The sequence below is a fragment of the Streptomyces sp. NBC_01433 genome (assembly GCF_026340105.1).
GTDB lineage: Bacteria > Actinomycetota > Actinomycetes > Streptomycetales > Streptomycetaceae > Streptomyces.
The window spans coordinates 250,900-267,205 of the sequence record NZ_JAPEPM010000003.1; the positions used below are offsets into that span (position 1 = coordinate 250,900).

The 16,306-nt window shown below is 71.0% G+C and carries 15 protein-coding genes; 4 read left to right on the plus strand and 11 right to left on the minus strand.

Going from position 1 to position 16,306, the window contains the following annotated elements:
• Positions 1-65: 65 nt before the first annotated feature.
• Both OG413_RS37915 and OG413_RS37920 read right to left on the minus strand, forming a co-directional pair.
• Complete coding sequence (locus OG413_RS37915; protein WP_266813677.1) at positions 66-563, minus strand: cupin domain-containing protein; 498 nt, start codon at positions 561-563, stop codon at positions 66-68.
• A 113-nt stretch (positions 564-676) separates the two neighbouring features.
• On the minus strand, positions 677-1,114 hold the full coding sequence (locus OG413_RS37920) for a RidA family protein (RefSeq protein ID WP_266813678.1): 438 nt from the start codon (positions 1,112-1,114) through the stop codon (positions 677-679).
• 97 nt (positions 1,115-1,211) lie between these two features.
• On the opposite strand from OG413_RS37920, the gene OG413_RS37925 reads away from it, so the two are divergent.
• Entirely contained in the window at positions 1,212-1,883 is a 672-nt protein-coding gene (locus OG413_RS37925; protein WP_266813680.1) for a FadR/GntR family transcriptional regulator, read from the plus strand.
• 161 nt (positions 1,884-2,044) lie between these two features.
• Entirely contained in the window at positions 2,045-2,584 is a 540-nt protein-coding gene (locus OG413_RS37930) for a DinB family protein (protein WP_266813681.1), read from the plus strand.
• A gap of 123 nt (positions 2,585-2,707) precedes the next feature.
• On the opposite strand, the gene OG413_RS37935 is transcribed toward OG413_RS37930, so the two are convergent.
• Both OG413_RS37935 and OG413_RS37940 read right to left on the minus strand, forming a co-directional pair.
• A complete protein-coding gene (locus tag OG413_RS37935) occupies positions 2,708-4,102 on the minus strand; it encodes an MFS transporter (protein WP_266814277.1) in 1,395 nt (464 codons plus the stop codon).
• Positions 4,029-4,415, minus strand: coding sequence for a DUF6192 family protein (locus OG413_RS37940; RefSeq protein ID WP_266813683.1), 387 nt, complete (start codon positions 4,413-4,415; stop codon positions 4,029-4,031). Before OG413_RS37940 ends, OG413_RS37935 begins: the two co-directional genes overlap by 74 nt.
• 438 nt (positions 4,416-4,853) lie before the next feature.
• On the opposite strand from OG413_RS37940, the gene OG413_RS37945 reads away from it, so the two are divergent.
• Both OG413_RS37945 and OG413_RS37950 read left to right on the plus strand, forming a co-directional pair.
• Positions 4,854-6,104 (plus strand): hypothetical protein, encoded by a 1,251-nt coding sequence (locus OG413_RS37945; RefSeq protein ID WP_266813685.1) that lies wholly within the window; start codon positions 4,854-4,856, stop codon positions 6,102-6,104.
• A gap of 65 nt (positions 6,105-6,169) precedes the next feature.
• A complete protein-coding gene (locus OG413_RS37950) occupies positions 6,170-7,156 on the plus strand; it encodes a hypothetical protein (RefSeq protein ID WP_266813686.1) in 987 nt (328 codons plus the stop codon).
• Between the two features lie 157 nt (positions 7,157-7,313).
• Here OG413_RS37950 and OG413_RS37955 read toward each other — a convergent pair whose 3' ends face one another.
• The 7 genes from OG413_RS37955 to OG413_RS37985 all read right to left on the minus strand — a co-directional run bounded on the left by OG413_RS37955 (position 7,314) and on the right by OG413_RS37985 (position 15,659).
• Positions 7,314-7,946, minus strand: coding sequence for an isochorismatase family protein (locus OG413_RS37955; RefSeq protein ID WP_266813687.1), 633 nt, complete (start codon positions 7,944-7,946; stop codon positions 7,314-7,316).
• A gap of 61 nt (positions 7,947-8,007) precedes the next feature.
• Entirely contained in the window at positions 8,008-9,645 is a 1,638-nt protein-coding gene (locus OG413_RS37960) for a (2,3-dihydroxybenzoyl)adenylate synthase (RefSeq protein WP_266813689.1), read from the minus strand.
• Positions 9,642-10,847, minus strand: coding sequence for an isochorismate synthase DhbC (dhbC, locus tag OG413_RS37965; RefSeq protein WP_266813691.1), 1,206 nt, complete (start codon positions 10,845-10,847; stop codon positions 9,642-9,644). The genes OG413_RS37960 and dhbC overlap by 4 nt, the downstream gene beginning before the upstream one ends.
• Before the next feature lie 71 nt (positions 10,848-10,918).
• Entirely contained in the window at positions 10,919-11,749 is an 831-nt protein-coding gene (dhbA, locus tag OG413_RS37970; RefSeq protein WP_266813693.1) for a 2,3-dihydro-2,3-dihydroxybenzoate dehydrogenase, read from the minus strand.
• 188 nt (positions 11,750-11,937) lie between these two features.
• On the minus strand, positions 11,938-12,873 hold the full coding sequence (locus OG413_RS37975) for an NAD-dependent epimerase/dehydratase family protein (RefSeq protein ID WP_266813695.1): 936 nt from the start codon (positions 12,871-12,873) through the stop codon (positions 11,938-11,940).
• Positions 12,874-13,005: 132 nt separating this feature from the next.
• Entirely contained in the window at positions 13,006-14,505 is a 1,500-nt protein-coding gene (locus tag OG413_RS37980; RefSeq protein WP_323137998.1) for a N,N-dimethylformamidase beta subunit family domain-containing protein, read from the minus strand.
• Complete coding sequence (locus OG413_RS37985; protein ID WP_266813696.1) at positions 14,502-15,659, minus strand: glycosyltransferase family 4 protein; 1,158 nt, start codon at positions 15,657-15,659, stop codon at positions 14,502-14,504. The genes OG413_RS37980 and OG413_RS37985 overlap by 4 nt, the downstream gene beginning before the upstream one ends.
• Positions 15,660-16,306: the final 647 nt, after the last annotated feature.

A 16,306-nucleotide genomic window follows, 5' to 3' on the forward strand; every position in this document is an offset into this window, starting at 1 on the left:
CACGGCCCGCCTCGCCCCGCGCTTTCCCTCCCCGCACACCCCGGTCGTTGCCGCGCCGAGCGGCGCTACTCGCGTGCGGCGTTCCAGACAGCGCTCGTCCCGAAATAGGAGTCGTAGAGTTCCTGAACTTCGAGGAGGCTCTCCGGCGGCACCTTGCCGTAACGGATGCGCTCCAGGTGGCGGAAGTACTCGAAGCGCTCCACGCCGGGTGTGATGATGACCAGCATGTCCGCGATCTCGCCGGGTGCCGCGGCGAAGGCGTGCTGTGTACCGGGCGGTACGACGACGACGTCCCCGCGCTCCGCGGTGACCACCTGATCCCCGGACAGTAGCTGGGCGGTGCCGTCGAGGACGTAGAACATCTCGGCGGACTTGCCGTGGTGGTGCGGACGGGCGCCGTTCGCACCCTTGTCGAGGGTGACTCGCATGCTGGAGAGCGCGCCGCCCGTGGCGGAACTGTCGACGAGCAGTTGGTTGGTCACCGGGCCGCCCCTGCCGATCAATTCGGCGTCGGCGGAGCGCACGACGACGGTTCCGTCGAAGTCGGGGATGAAGAGGGACATTACTCGCTCCTGCGGTAGTCGACGCGCCGTCGGCCAAGGGCTGCGCGCCGTTTGCCATGGGCTACGCGCCTTCGGTCAAGGGCGGCGCACCGTCGGCCGTGGGTCACGCACTGTCAGCCGAGGACCGCTACGGCCTCGATCTCGATCTTCAGCTCGGGCCCGACCAGCCGGTTGACGCCGATATGGCTGCGGGCCGGCCTGTGCTCGCCGAAGAACTCCGCGTAGACCCGGTTGACCTCGTCCTGGGCGTCCATGTCGGTGTTGAAGATGGTGACCTTGACGATGTCCTGGACATCGCCGCCGGCCGCCTTCAGCGCGATGAGCAGATTGTCCAGGCAGGCCCGGGTCTGCTCGGCGATGCCCTCGGGCACGGTCAGCTCGGCCTCGTCGTGGGGGTGCTGATGTACGAGCGGGTAGGCGGTGGCGCCCGAGAGCCATACGGTGTCGCCGCGCGTGACGACCGCGGGGGCGAACGGCATCGCGTCCGCCCCGGTGTCCTCCCGCAGCTGTGCGGCCCAGGCCAGGGAATCGGGTGTGATGAACTGCTTCACCGTAGCTCCAAATTTGTATGATGACTGATGAATGACGGCAGGTGATCAGGATACGGTAGGGCTGGAAGATCGCAAATCGGCGGGAAAGGGAGCACTCATGCGCATGATCGGCCGCAGGTCCTCGGTCGACGAGGTCGTTGGTCAGCTCAATGAGGCTCTGGAGCAGGGCACTTGGGTGATCGGGGACCGACTGCCGACCGAGCAGCGGCTCACCGAGGAGCTGGGAGTGAGCCGTACGGTGATCCGCGAGGCGGTACGGGCCCTGGTGCACCTCGGCGTACTGGAGACCCGGCAGGGGGCCGGTACCTATGTGGTCTCCACGGCCAATCCCGCGCCCATGCTGCGCCGGTTCGGGACCGCCGATGTGCGTGAGGTGTTCGAGGTGCAGCTCGGTTTCGACGTTCAGGCGGCCCGGCTCGCCGCCACCCGCCGCACCGATGCCGACCTGCGGCGGCTGCGCAGCTTGCTGGCCGCGCGGAATCGCGCCACCGAACCGGAGGAGTTCGCCCGCACCGACGCCGACTTCCACCTGGCCGTGGTGGAGGCGGCGGGCAACGGTGTGCTGCTGGAGTGCTACCGCTTCTTCGTCGGCCGGCTCCACGACAGCCTGCACGCGCTGCGCAGCCAGGACGTGATCCAGGAGAGCGGTGCCGAGCCGCACGACGCGCTGCTGGCGGCGATCGAGGCCGGAGACGAAGCCGCGGCGGCTGACGCGGCCGCGGCGGCGATCCGCCCCAGCCTCAAGGCGCTCACCCCGCCGCAGGACTGACCGAGGAGCGGTATGTACGCCGCCTGCCCCGGGTGGTCTCGGCCTCGCTCGCCGATACGCCGCAGGGAAGCGACTGGGGCAGCGGTTCGCTTGCCCCCAACGGGCGGGAGAGGACCCATAATCGCTTTCCAGGTGACGCGGCAGTGTGTCAGGGTCGGCCGGTGAGCGTCTCCCGATGTGACCTGCTGCGCCGGCAGTTCGACCTGACCTGGTCGCTGTTCGACCACCACATGGCGCGGCTGGAGCCCGAGGACTTCCTGTGGGAACCCGCGCGCCTCTGCTGGACGGTGCGCGCGGACACCGACGGAACGTGGGTTCCGGACTGGGCGGATACGGAGCCCGAGCCCGTACCGATCCCCACGATCGGCTGGCTTACCTGGCATATCGGCTGGTGGTGGAGCGTGAGCACCGATCACGCCCAGGGACGGGCGCCACGGGAGCGGACCGAGATCGTCTGGCCGGGTGAGGGGAAGGCGGCCATCGAGTGGTTGCGCGCCCTCCGCGTCGAAAGGCTGGAGGTGCTGGAACGTCTCACCGACGTCGACCTGGACGCCACCGCCCCGTTTCCGTGGCGGAACGACCCCTCGTACACCGTCGCCCACATGGTCGGATGGGTGAATTCCGAGCTGATGAAGAACGTCGCCGAGATCGGTCAACTCCGGCTGCTGCGTGCCGCATCACCGGAGGCGAACGGGTTGTGAGGCCGGTTTCCGGCGTGGCCACCACCGAGTGCTGCTCCTGAACCCGCCCGTGCCGCCCGACCGGGGCTCCTTCCCCTGTCAGGCGGCACGTGTGGCGCGGGCGCGTGATGATCCCGGCGGGGGTCAGGCCGCGTCCGCCTTGGCGGACTGCTCCTGACTGTGAGTGGAATCCGGCGCGGGGGCGGTGCGCAGGGTGAGCAGCGACGCGAGTGCGCCGACGGCGGCGAGGGCTGCCGCGCCGAGGAAGGCGGCGGAGAACCCGTTGGTGAGTGCACCGGGGTTGCCGAGTTCGCGGGCGCCGTACGCCGCGGACACGGCCGTCATCGCGGCCAGCCCGAGAGCGGAGCCGACCTGGTAGCTGGTGTTGACGATGCCGGAGGCCAGGCCGCCTTCTTCGGGGCGCGCACTGGACAGTGCGGTGCCGAGGGAGGGGATGAACGCCAGCGACATGCCGACCGCGGCCAGCAGGGAGGCGGGCAGGACGTCGACCCAGAAGGTGCCCTCGGCCCGCGCGAAGGACAGCCACAGCATGCCTGCCGCGAGGCCCAGCAGGCCGGTGACGATCAGCGGCTTGGTCCCGAAGCGGGCGATCAGGCGGGGCGCCAGGACGATCATCATGATCATGGTGGCGACCGTCATGGGCAGCAGGGCCGCGCCGGAGGCGAAGGCGCCCAGTCCCAGGACCTGCTGGAGGTAGAGGTTGAGGAAGAACCACATCGGGATCCACGCGGCGGCCATCAGCAGCTGCGCGATGTTCGCTCCGGCCAGGTTGGGGGCCCGCCAGATACCCAGCCGCATCAGCGGCTCGCGGCGCTTGGACTGGATGGCGATGAACGCGGCGATCAGGGCCACGCCGGCCAGCAGTACGAGCCAGGTCTCGGCTGAACCCCAGCCGGTTTCGGGGGCGCGGACGATGGCGTAGACGGCGGTGGCCAGTCCCACGGTGACGGTGGCCGCTCCCGCGAAATCGATGGAGCCGCGGCGGACCGGGGCCGAGGGCATGACGGACGGGGTGAGGGCCAGCACGACCAGGGCGATCGGGATGTTGATGTAGAACACCCAGGGCCAGCTGGCGTACTCGGTGATGACACCGCCGAGGAAGACGCCGGCGGTGCCACCCGCCGGGGCTGCGGCGCCGTACAGAGCCAGCGCCTTGGTCAGCTCCTTGGGGCGGGAGCCGAAGAGCATCATCAGCAGGGTCAGGGCGGACGGGGCGATCAGCGCGGCGCCGACGCCCTGCAGGGCACGGCCGGTCAGCTCGACCCAGACCTCGGAGGCGAGGCCGGCGGCCAGGGATCCCGCGGCCATCACGGTCCAGCCGGCAACGAAGATCCGCTTGGCGCCGAACAGGTCGGACAGCCGCCCGCCGAGCAGGAGAAGCCCGCCGAAGGCAACGACGTAGGCGTTGAACACCCAGGACAGGTTCTCCGGGGAGAAGCCCAGGTCAACCTGCATCTTGGGGAGAGCGACACCGATGATGGACGTGTCCATGATGACCGCGAACTGGGCCAGGGCTATGAGGACGAGCGCCGTCCAGCGGCGGGGACTGGGAGGTGCGGTTGGGGCTGACATAACTATCTCCTATACCGGAGGGGGGTATCTCCTCGGGATCAGCAATATACCCCCCTCGGGTATTCCGAGCCGCCTCGGTCCCCGAATCGCCGACGGAAACCGGTGCCCTCGAAGCAGTCGCGGGCATGTCGTCCGGCGTCCACCGGTGCTTGCCCTTGGGCGGTGAGGCGATCGCGGCGAACCGTTCCTCGTCGTTCTCGATGCGGGCCGGGACCCGGTGGACGGTGCAGGAGCCACCCTTCTTCGTCGACGCCTCCATCGATCTGTACGTCGCCGACGCGGTCGAAACGGCGACCGAGCGCGGCCCCCGTGACTCGTCCAGGCGTCACCCACCGGGCCGACTGGCAACGGCCCGACCTTCGGGGCGTGTCGGGAGTGGCGGTCCGTCGTTGGTCGACGTGCGGGCAGGGTTCGTCCGGCGAGCGGTCCGGTCGGCGGACCACCGGGAAGCCGGTTCCGGGACGGAAGCCGGTTCCGGGACGGAAGCCGGTTCCGGGATGAAGGAGAAGCGCGATGAGCGTGGGGATGCGCAGCACGGCAAGCGGTGCGGTGAGTGGTAACCAGGTGGCCCTGCCGCTGAGCCTGCCGCGTCATCGCTGGGGGACCGGCGGCATCGTGTGCACCGCCCTGTTCCCGGCTGCGGTCCGACCGGGGAGGAGAGGTCGAGGACGGGTGTCCGGCCTAGATGGAGGCGACTGTGGCGGCAGGTGAGCCGGTGGAGCACCCGGCGGTGGCGGAGATGCTCGCGCTGAGCGGGCGGGCGATGCCTCTGTTGCGTGAGTGGGTGGCGGGGGAGCCGGGCTGCGGTGTGGCGCGGGCGCTGCTGGCACTGGCGACCGGGGACAGCCTCGACGACGCGGCGTTGCGGGAGCAGTTGGTGGTCGCCCACCGCGATGCGCTGGCAGCGGGGGAGTGGCAGGCGAGCCTGGTGTACGGGGTGTTCCTGTACACGCACCGGCAGTACCGGCCGGCGGCCGATCACCTGACGCTGCACTTCGACCGGTGGCCCGCCGACGAGGTGGCGGGGCTGATGCTGGGAGCCTTCTCCTCCTGCGGGGATCCGGCCTACCGCGCGCACGGCGACGCTCTCGTGGAGCGGCAGTCGGTGCTGGCAGGCCCGGACAACTGGCCGTGGACGAGCTGGCTCGCCTCGACCAGGTCGGAACAGGGGCGGGTACGGGAGGCTCACGCACTGGCCGAGCGGGCACTGGACCTGTACCCGCGCGCGGGTGTGGCCGTCCATGCCCTCGCCCACGCGGAACACGAAATGGGACTCGGCCGCGCTTCCGTCACGTTCTTGGACAGCTGGCTCGCCGCTGACCCGCAGGCGGTGCAGCTACGTCATCTGAACTGGCACGCGGCGCTGCAGTCGATCGCCGCCGGTGACTTCCCGGACGCGCGACGGCGGGCGGACGCGGCACTGGGGCATGCGGATGTCGGGATGCGGGCCGCGACGAACTGGCGCCTGCTGCTCGCAGGCCAGGCACCGGCCGGACGCAGCGATCCGGGCCATGTACGGGAGTTGCTGAGTGCCCCGGGCGGGACGGCGGAGGTCTTCCATACCTTCAACCTCGCCCTCGCCCTGGCCGTGGAGGCCGCGACCGACGACCTGCGTGCCCTGGCCCGCCGGGCCGCCGCCGATGAACGCCCCGACTACCGCGAAGTCCTGGCCCCCGTGGTCCAGGCGCTGGCAGAGATCACCGCGGGCCGCCCGCGGGCAGCGGTGATTCTGCTGAGCACCCTGGGCGAGAAGGCGGAGCGCATCGGTGGCGTACGCGTGGAACGCGAAATCATCCAGGACACCCTCGCCCGCGCCCTGATCGACTCCGGCGACCACGTTCGCGCGGCCGGTCTGCTCCACCACCGCACGACCACCCGCCACCACCACACCTACGAGGACCTCCTCCTCACCACCGCCGCGCCGACCGGGGTGACCGTGTCCCGCTGACCCTCCCCGCCCCCTGCGCGGGACCCCGATCCACCCGACCGTCGCCTTCCTGCTGGAGATCTTCCATGGTCGTGCCCCAGATGATCGTCGTCTCATTGCGAGGCAGCGGCACCCCGCTCCTTGCCGACATCACCACCGCCCTCGGCTACACCTCCTACGGCACGATGAGCGGCGACCCGCGCGGAGGCGACGACCGGCCCGGCCCGGGTGAGGTCCACCCCCTGCTGGAGGCCGCCTTCGGCCAGGACCGGGCCACCCTGCTGCTGCACGAGCAGAGGCAGAACCGCGAAGCACTGGAGGCCGCCTTCCAGGAGGCGGTCAGCGCCCTGTGGCGGGTCTGGTGGATGCGCCTGGGCCAGCCCACCACGCTCGCCTCACCCGTCGACCCGGGCACCGAGGCCCGCCTGACCGGACTGCCGGACACCGCACTGCTGAAACTGCTGCCGGGCCGTGGCTGCTGGTACCTCACCGGCCTGGACCTCCAACGGGCCGACGCCGGATTCCTGCGCGCCTGGCACGCCGGGCGGCAGCCACCCATCGTCTTCCACCACCGAGACATCCGCGACCGGATCATCAGCCAGATCCGGATGCTCTCCCAACCCGCCGACCGCGTCGGCTCGATGCCCGAGCACCTCATCTACCGTGACGTCCTCGCCGCCCTGCCCACCCTGGACGACCGGATCACCCTCGCGCTGACCGACCCCGGCTTCCCCGGCATGGAAGAAGCCCGGCGCAGCCAGTGGCTGCTGCACCACCCCGCGGTCTGTGTCATCACCCACGAAGAACTCGCCGGAGCCACCACCGGCGCCCGTGCACAGGCCCTCACCCGACTTCTGCACGCCGTAGGCCATCCCGACCCGTCGGCGGCGCTCGCCACCGCACCACTGGTCACCGACGATGACGCCGAAGTCGCGGTGGGCACCGGACGGGCGCTCTTCACCCCCGCCCACGAAGACCTGCTCCACCGATACCACGGCGACCTCTTGCCGGCGAGGCCACCGCGGAGCGGTGTGCTCCCGGTTCGGCACAACGCCCCGGCGCCCACGGGGTGACCTCACGGAGATCCCCGCACCGCACGCCCGCCGTCGGCGATTTGGCGCCGCTACGCGTCGCGGCGCTCCGGCTGCCTCCGCTCGGCGGCGCGAATCCAGACCTCGGCGTCATACAGCGCATAGGCGCGCGGTCGCTCAGAATTCAGAGCCGCCTCGGTCATTTCCCCTCGAAGACGGCTCGGGTGGTGGTGACGACGGCGCACTTGCCCGCCGCCCAGCGCAGCGCCATCGCATGGTCCGCCGCGGAGAAGTCGGCCACCGCGTCGGCCACCACGAATGCCTGGATGTCCCGCATCCAGGCGTCGCACGCGGTCATGAGGACACCGATGTGGGCGTACACGCCGGTGATGACGAGCTGATCGCGGCCCTGTTCACGCAGCCGCTCCAGGAGATCGGTGCGGACGAAGCCGCTGTACTTCCATTTGGTGAGCAGCGTGTCGCCCTCGTCGGGCGCGACGTCGTCCGCGATGGCGGCGGCGTACGGGTCGGCAGGCAGGCCCGGACCCCAGAAGTCCTGCTGCAGACCGCGCTCCTCGGCGCTCTGGCCGCCCGGCTGCGCGGTGTAGAGCACCGGAACGCCGAGGCGCGTCGCCTCCTTCTTCAACGCCGCTACATGGGACAGCAGTTCGGGAATCGGTGAGGCCCCGGAGTCATAGGCCGACAGGAAGTAGTTCTGCAGATCGTGGACGAGGAGCACCGTGCGTGACGGGTCGACGGTCCACTCGACCCGGTTGGCGGGCAGCTCGTCGGCGGTCGGCATGGGGTACGGGGCAATAGCGGGCAGGGCCATGGTGCGGGAGATTCCGTTCGGGGTCGCTGGGAAGCCGGGCCGGCGCGCGGGCCCGGGAGGGTCAGGCGTGCGGGGAGAGGGGGGTTTCACGGGCGGCGGCGGTCCGCAGGTCCTTCTTGGAGACCTTTCCGACCCCGGTCTGCGGGAACGCGTCCACGAACTCGACCCGGTCCGGCACCTTGTACGCGGCCAGACCCCGGCCCCGTACGAACCGCTTGATGTCCACTTGCTTCAGCGGACCGGCGCCCGAGCGCAGGATCACATACGCGCAGACGCGCTCACCCAGATACGGGTCGGGCTCGGCCACCACATTGGCGTCGTGCACGGACGGGTGGGCGAGGATATGGTTCTCCACCTCCTCGGCGGCGATCTTCTCACCGCCCCGGTTGATCTGGTCCTTGGCGCGCCCCTCGACGACGAGGTGGCCGCTCCCGGTGACGCGGACGACGTCGCCCGTGCGGTAGAAGCCGTCCTTCGTGAACGAGCGGGCGTTGTGCTCCGGCGCCCTCCAGTAGCCACGGATCGTGTAGGGCCCCCGCGTCAGCAGGTGGCCCGTCCCGCCCGGCGCCACCTCGCGGTCCTCGTCGTCGACGACCAGGATCTCGTCGTCCGGAGAGATCGGCCGCCCCTGAGTGGTGACGATCACCTCGACCGGGTCGTCCAGCCGGGTGTAGTTGACCAGCCCCTCGGCCATCCCGAAGACCTGCTGAAGGGTGCAGCCGAGCGCCGGCCGTACCCGCCGTGCCGCCTCCTCACTGAACTTGGCACCGCCCACCAGCAGGACGTCCAGGCTGCTGAGGTCGTGCGCGGTGCGGGTCGCCGCATCGGTCCACAGCAGGGCCAGCGGCGGGACCAGCCCGGTGATGGTCACCCCCTCCCGCTCGATCAGCGGGAACGCCACCTCGGGGGAGGGCTGCGGGCACAGCACCACGCGCCCGCCGGCATGGAGCGTACCGAGTGAACCGGGGGAGGAGAGCGGGAAGTTGTGCGCCGCGGGCAGCACACAGAGGTAGACGCTGTTCTCGTCGACCCCGCAGATCTCGTTGGAGCCGCGCAGCGAGTAGATGTAGTCGTCGTGGGTGCGGGGGATCAGTTTCGGTACGCCGGTGCTGCCGCCGGACAGCTGGAGGAAGGCCAGGTCGTCCGGGCGCGGAGCGCCGTAGCCGACCGGATCCCGAGCCACGTCGGACAGTGCCTCGAACCCGCCCGGATCCCCGGCGGCGACGAACACGTGCCGCAGTGTGCCCGCACCGGCGCGGGCCTTCGCCGCCAGCTCCCGGTAGTCGTAGCCGCCGTGTTCCGCCGGGATGACGTACGCGACCGCCTCGGTGAACTCGCAGAAGTACGAGATCTCCGTCTCGCGGTGAGCGGGCAGCGCGAAGACGGGCAGCGCGCCGATCCGGAACAGTGCGAAGACGACCTCGAAGAACTCCGCGATGTTGGGCAGTTGCACCACCACACGGTCGCCCTTGCCGATGTTCCGGGCGAGGAAGCCCGCCGCCAGCCGGTCGGCACGCCGGTCCAGTTCCGCGTAGCTCCATCGGGTTCCCGCGACGGGATCGACCACGGCGATCCGGCCCGGGTGCGCCTCGGCCCGCTCCCGGAGCATGGAGCCGAACGTCTCGCCACGCCACCAGCCGGCGGCCCGGTAGCGTTCGGCGAACTCCGACGGCCAGGTGGGTGCGTCGTTCGTGTTCACAGCTCGGCCCCCACGGCGCTGAGGAAGGTGCGGAACTTGGCCGCCGTCTCGGCGGTCTCCGCCTCGGGCTCGGACGCCGCCACGATGCCGGCGCCCGCGTACAGGCGCAGCGTGCGTTCCTCGGTCTCGGCGCAGCGGATCGTGACGACCCACTCGCCGTCACCCCGGGCATTGCCCCAGCCCACCACGCCGGTGAAGAAGCCCCGGTCGAACGGCTCGGTCTCCGCGATGACCTGACGTGCCGTCGGAGTGGGGGTGCCGCACACGGCGGGCGTCGGATGCAGGGAGCAGGCGAGAGCCAGGGCCGAGGTGTCGGGAGCGGTGAGCGTGCCGGTCACCGTGGTGGACAGGTGCCACATGGTGGCGGTGCGGATCAGCGTCGGCCGGGCGGGGACGGTCAGCTCCGTGCAGTGCGGGGCCAGCGCCTGGTGGACCGCGTCCACGACGACGGCGTGCTCGTGGAGATCCTTGACGGACTCCAGCAGTGTGGCGGCCCGGCGGACGTCCTCGGCGAGGTCGGCGCTGCGCGGGGTGGACCCGGCGAGCGGATTGGCGACCACCTGCCGCCCCTGCCGGGAGACCAGCAGCTCCGGACTGGCGCCGATGAGGGTACGGCCGGCCCCGGTCGGCAGCGCGAAGGTGTAGCCGAGGGGGTCGCGGCGGGCCAGGCGCTGGAGCATGGCGGGCACGTCGAGAGGGGTGCGGGAGGTGAGTTCGAGGGTGCGCGCGAGCACCACCTTGCTGAACTCCCCGCGCCACATGCGCTCCACGGCCGAGGCGACGCCCGCTCCGTAGACCTCGGGTTCGGGCACCGGGCGTATCCGCCAGTCCGCCGAGCCGGACACGCCGACGGGCAGGGCGATCAGCGGATCGGAGGCGAGCGGCGGCGCGACACGCAGTGCGCCCGGCACGCTCAGGGCGGCCGGTGCCTCGTGGTCGAACGGGATGGCACCGATGACCACGGGCGATTCCTGTCCGGCGGCTCCGGCCTCGGCCAGGGTGGCGTTCACCCGCTCGTCCAGGGGCCTTTCGTCGTGCGGTACTTGGCGCGCCGCACCGTGTGCCAGCAGGGTGCGGTCAGGGGTGGCGAGGAAGCGGTCGCCCGGTGTGTAGGCGTCCAGGAGCGAGGTGGCCGCGCCTACGGCCGGGTGAGCCGGATCGGCCGGGGATTTGTGCGTGGCGACCTGGGATGCCGTCGACACGGGGACTCCATTCTCGATGATTCCGCCAGCGGGTGCGGGGGGATGAGGTGTACGGAAGAGCTGAGGACGGTTCAGCGCAGGGTCGCGCCGCCGTCGACGTACAGCTCCTGCAGGGTGATGTGCCGGGCGCGGTCCGAGGCGAGGAACGCGACGGTGTCGGCGATGTCCCCGGGGGCGGCGATCCGGCCCAGCGGTATGCCGGTGCGGTAGGTCGCCGGGTCTCCGTCGATGACGCGCTGTTCGGCGCCGGAGTCGGTCCACAGGGCGCGTTGCATCGCCGTGTCGGTGGATCCGGGTGCGACGACGTTGCACCGTACGCCGCTGCGGGCGAGTTCGAGGCCCAGGCATTTGGTGAACGCGGCGGCCGCCGCCTTCGAGGCGGCGTAGGCGGCCATGCCGGTGCGGGGAATCCCCGCGGCGTTGGAACCGACGGTGATGATGCAGCCGTTGCCCCGGCCCGCCATCAGTGGTGCGACGGTCTGCGAGACGTTGAAGACACCTCCGGCGTTCACCGCGAAGGTGTCCGACCAGTCCTCGGCGGTGAGTTCGGCCGCGGGGCCGGTACGCAGGATGCCCGCGACGTTCACGAGCACGTCGACGGGGCCGAGTTCGCGTTCGGTGCGCGCCACGGTGCTCACCACCGAGGGCCGGTCGGTGACGTCCATCACGTACGGCTCCAGCCGGCCCGCCGAGCGTTCGCTCCCGGGTTTCTTCGCCTGTCGCCGGTTCCACGCGGTGGCCAGGGCGTCGATGCCGTCCTGCGCGCGGTCGGTGGCGGCCACCCGGGCGCCGAGGGTGGCGAGCAGATCGGCGACAGCCGCCCCGATGCCTTGTGCGGCACCGGTCACCAGGACGGTGCGGCCATCGAACTCGCCGCTTCCGCCCGGTATGTGCTCAGGCACGAGCAACCTCCTACGGAATGTTGGGTAAGGGTAACCTAAGTTGCAACGACCGCCCGCGAGAGCGTCGGGTTGTCGATGTTTACTTAGGTTAGCCTCACCTTACATAAAAGCCGCGTAGGAGGCCACGGCCTCTGTTCCCGAACATGACCCCCGCTTCGCCCAGTTGGGAGGAGGGGATGGCCCGTGAGCTACTGGGCGCGGGTGCGGAACCACTCGGCGGTACGCTCCAGCCCCTCTCGCAGAGGCACGGGCTCGACCTCGGGGAAGAGGGAGCGCAATCGGGCGTTGTCGGCGTGGGAATGCCGTACGTCGCCCGGACGGGCAGGGAGGTATTGGGGGGTGAGGGGTTTGCCCAGTACGGACTCCAGCTCGGTGATCAGCTCCAGGAGCGAGGTCCGGGTGCCGTAGGCGAGGTTGACCGGCTCGGCGGAGACGGCTCCTCGCAGGGCTGCCCGGGTGAGGACCCGGCAGACGGTTTCGACGTAGGTGAAATCGCGGGTCTGGTGACCGTCGCCGTGCACGAGGACGGGTTGACCGGCCGCCATCGCGCTGATCCAGGCGGGCACCACCGCGGCGTACGCGTGCCCGGCGGGCTGTCCGGGCCCGTAGACGTTGAAGAAGCGGAACGGAAGCACCGGTAGGCCGTAGCAGTGGTGGAACGCTCCCAGATACGCCTCGGAAGCCAGCTTGCTCACGGCGTACGGACTGAGCGGGGCGGTGCGCAGCCCCTCATGCTTGGGCAGCTGCGGATTGGCGCCGTAGACGGAGGACGAGGAAGAGGCGATCACCTGCACCCCGCCCGCGCGCCGGGCGGCTTCCAGTACGCAGAGGGTGCCGGTGGCGTTGGCGTGGTGACTGGCGATCGGATCGGCCACCGACCTGGGCACGGAGGGGAGCGCGGCCAGATGCACGATCGTGTCCACGCCCCGGAACACCCGGTCCAGGAGGGCGCCGTCGAGGACGCTGCCCTCGGTGAAGTGCACGTCCAGGCCGCGGAGGTTCTCCTTGAACCCGGTGGACAGATCGTCCACGACCCGGACTTCGGACACCTCGGGTCGCCGCGTCAGCGTGTGTGCGAGGTTGCTGCCGATGAATCCGGCGCCCCCGGTGATCACCATCTTCATGCCCACCACTCCTGGTCTGAGGGTCAAGAGAACGTCGATATTGGAGCCGTCGAGCCGTCGAGCCGTCGAGCTGTTGAGCCGTCGGCCCGTACGGTGGGCCGAGTTGTCGGCGCGGAGACCGGCTCGCGAACATCAAGGAGTGCGCGCTCCTCGGTGCGGCCCCGCCCCGCCTCGGCGGAGCAGGCTGATGACGTTGCGGGTGATGGTGTCCACCAGCGGGTCAAGGGCCAGCAGCCGCGCCCAGTCGGTGGTGGCCGCGTTGAAGACCGTGCCGCCCCTGGTGTAGAGGCCGAAGGTCGCCGCCCTGCCCGGGTCGGTGTCCTCCCGGACAGCGGTGTTCCAGCCGGAGCCCGGGGCCGTGGGGAGGTCGGCCGCGCCCAGGATGGTGAAGTCGGCGGGCGTGCCGTCCGTGCCGGTCGCGACCGCCCGTCCGAGGGCGTCGCGCCGGTGGGCGGCTCCGTCGCATTCGTAGCCCACAAGGGCGTGTTCCTCGCCGAGGACGTCGCCGTCGCTCAGTCCGGTGCCCGCGAAGACGGGGTGGCCGGTGTGCTGGAGCGTGAATCCCAGGGGTTCGCGAGGGCCTTCCCAGTGGCCGCCGCCGTTGCGGTAGCTGACACCGATGAGGGAGTTCTCGGGTTCACCCTCCCACCAGTGGTCGGGGGCGCCCCGCATCCGGTCGGATTCGGAGCCCTGGGGGACTCCGGGCGGGTATTTGGCACATCTGATGGCCGTGCCGTCGGCGGTCGGCGTGACCCGCCACCAGCAGGTGTTGGCCCCGAAGATAGCGATATTGCCCCCCTGGTCACGGAAGGCGGTGATGTGCCGACGGGTGCGCGCACTCCAGTACTCGTCGTGTCCCGCGGAAAGCAAAAGCCGGTATCCATAGGCGTGTTGGGGGCTTTCGTCGAGGTCGAGGTCGGTGCAGTAGTCGACGGTGTGCCCTGAGGCCTCCAGCCAGGAGATGAAGGGAGCGTCCCAGTGGGCGAAGGTCTGCCGCGGCGTCCGCGGATCGTGGGCGTCGGGCAGCCCCTTCACGGGGCCGCCGATTCCGCCTCCGGGGCGGCGCAGAGTGACGGTGCGGTACGCCTCGTCGTGGGGGAGCGCCCCGTACATGCTGGCGCCGCCGCTCCGGTTGTACGCGTGATAGGTGAAGACGGGCACCTTGTACAGGATGCGCGTGTGGCGTGCGGGTTCGCGTGCCGTCACCACGAAGAGCATCCGGGAGTGCCGGGCGTCCAGGTCCGCGGCCCCGGCCGGCGGCGGGACGGCGGGCCGGGCGGTGCCGGCGCTGAACACCGCGACGTACACCCCTGAGGGCCAGTCCCCGGGAACGGCGAAGTCATGGCCGGGCCAGTGCCAGTCCGCGTCATGGCGGCCGGGGGGCGCGTACCGGCCCGGTCCCGCGGTACTGCCCATGAGACGGGGGCGAGCGCCGCAGCGGTAGAAGTCGGCCCGGAACCGGTCCGCGCGGGTCGAGACATGGAACCGCAGGACCTCCCCGGCCCGAACGTTCGGCCGTGCGGGATATCCGTCCACCGCCGCCCCGGCGGGCAGCGGAGCCTCGCCGCGCGCGGCGGTACCGGGGAGCGCGGCGGCGTCGCCCCAGCTCCGCGCGGCACCAGGCGCCGTCACTTCGGGAGCCCGGTCTCCCCGGTCCCGGGGCGGGCCGGGGGGCCGATGTCCGCGAGGACGTCATCGGCCCGCCGGCGCCAGGTGTAGCGCTCCAGGACCTGACGCCGGGCCTCGTCGCCGAGACTGCGCCGCAGGGCCCCGTCGGCGACGAGCTCGCCGAGGGCTTCCGCCCACGCCGCCGGATCCTCGGGCGGGCGGAGCAGGCAATTGACCCGGTCCTGGAGGACTTCGCGCAGAACCGGGAGATCGGAGGCGATCATCGGCAGCCCGTGGGACATGTACTCGAACACCTTCATGGGGGAGGCCCAGCGCCCGGTCTCGTCGAGTCGGCCCCAGGTGTAGACCTTGGTCTCGTAGGGGGCGAGGACGATGTCGAAGAGGCCGTAGTAGGCCGGGAGCGTGGATGGCGGCCGGTGCCCGTGGAAGTACACATGGGAGGCCCGGCAGGTCTTTTCCCAGCGGGCCCGGTCCTCGGCCGTGCCCCCGACCAGGTGGAAGTCGAGACCGGGAAAGCGGTCCGCGAGATCGAGGACGAGGCCGATGCCGCGTCCGTCGTACAGGTGCCCCACATAGCCGACGCGCGGTACGTCCGGGCGGCCCGGCAGCTGCGGCGCCTCCGTCGTCGCGTTGGGACCGGGAGGGTCGGCGCAGTCGGGTGCCACGAGGATCGGCAAGGTGCCCAGGTCTTCGTACTTCTTCCGCAGATCGCCCGCGAGGGCATGCGTGATGGTGACGACGCGGGCCAGACCGGGCTTGCCGAGCAGTTTCCTCTCGGTCCCCACCGGAACCAGGTCCTTGCGCAGTTGGTGGACCTCGTACACGAAGGGCGCCAGATCGGAGAGGACGGACAGGGCGTAGGGGTCGCGCCCGTAGACGATGTCCGGGAGGGGGCCGCGGGCCACCATGTGGCGGATCGTGTCCGCGCGCCGCCAGTATCCGCTGGGTGTGTGGTCGGGGGCGGGGACGAGGCGGATCGGGAAGTGGTTACTGACGCCGTAGTAGGTGTACGGGTCCTCGGCCGGGTCCGAGCCGGGCATGGAGTAGAGGGTGACGTCGTGTCCGGCCGCGGCGAAGGCGTCGCACATGCGCATGACGTGGACGCCATTGGCGAAGAGGGAGGGGATGCTGCCGCCATGCAGGTAGCTGATGCGCATGGTGCCTACTCCTGCGGGTCCGATGATGCGGGCGACCGACGGCGGTCTGTGGCGGTGTCGCGGCGAAGCGCGGGGTTTACGGCGGGGACGCGGTGAAGCGCGCGGTCCGCGCCGGCGTCGCGACGTTGCGCGGGGGCGCGGTGAAGCGCGCCGTCCGCGGCGGGGCTGCGGTGAAGTGCGGGGTCTGTGGCGGGGTCTGTCGGATCCACTGGCATCTCCTCGTGTGGCCGCGACGAGTGGACAGTGAGTGAGGGCCTCTGCCGGTCCTCCCACGGCGTTGTCGGTCCCTACCTCCCTCTTCGACGCGCGGTCGCACGCCCCGGGCCCCGCACCCCGATCTGATCGGGTCGGGTGCGAGGAAACGCCGCGGGCGCGGCCACGGCCGCCGGTCGGGCGAGGTCATCATCGCGGGTGCCGGTCAGCGTTCCAAGAGCGGCATTTCAGCCTTTCCCACGGTCTGATTCGCGCTCGCGGGACACGCCCGGCGGGACACCCCCGGAGGAAACCCGCGGCGCCGTGCACGCGGGAGCGGGGCCAACGGGCCTCCGGCGGACGACGGCCCGCCCCCGACCTCGGTGCCGTCGGCCGGGGACACCCGCGCCGAACATGCCCCGCGCCTCAGCGGGCCACCTTTGAGCCTCGTCCCA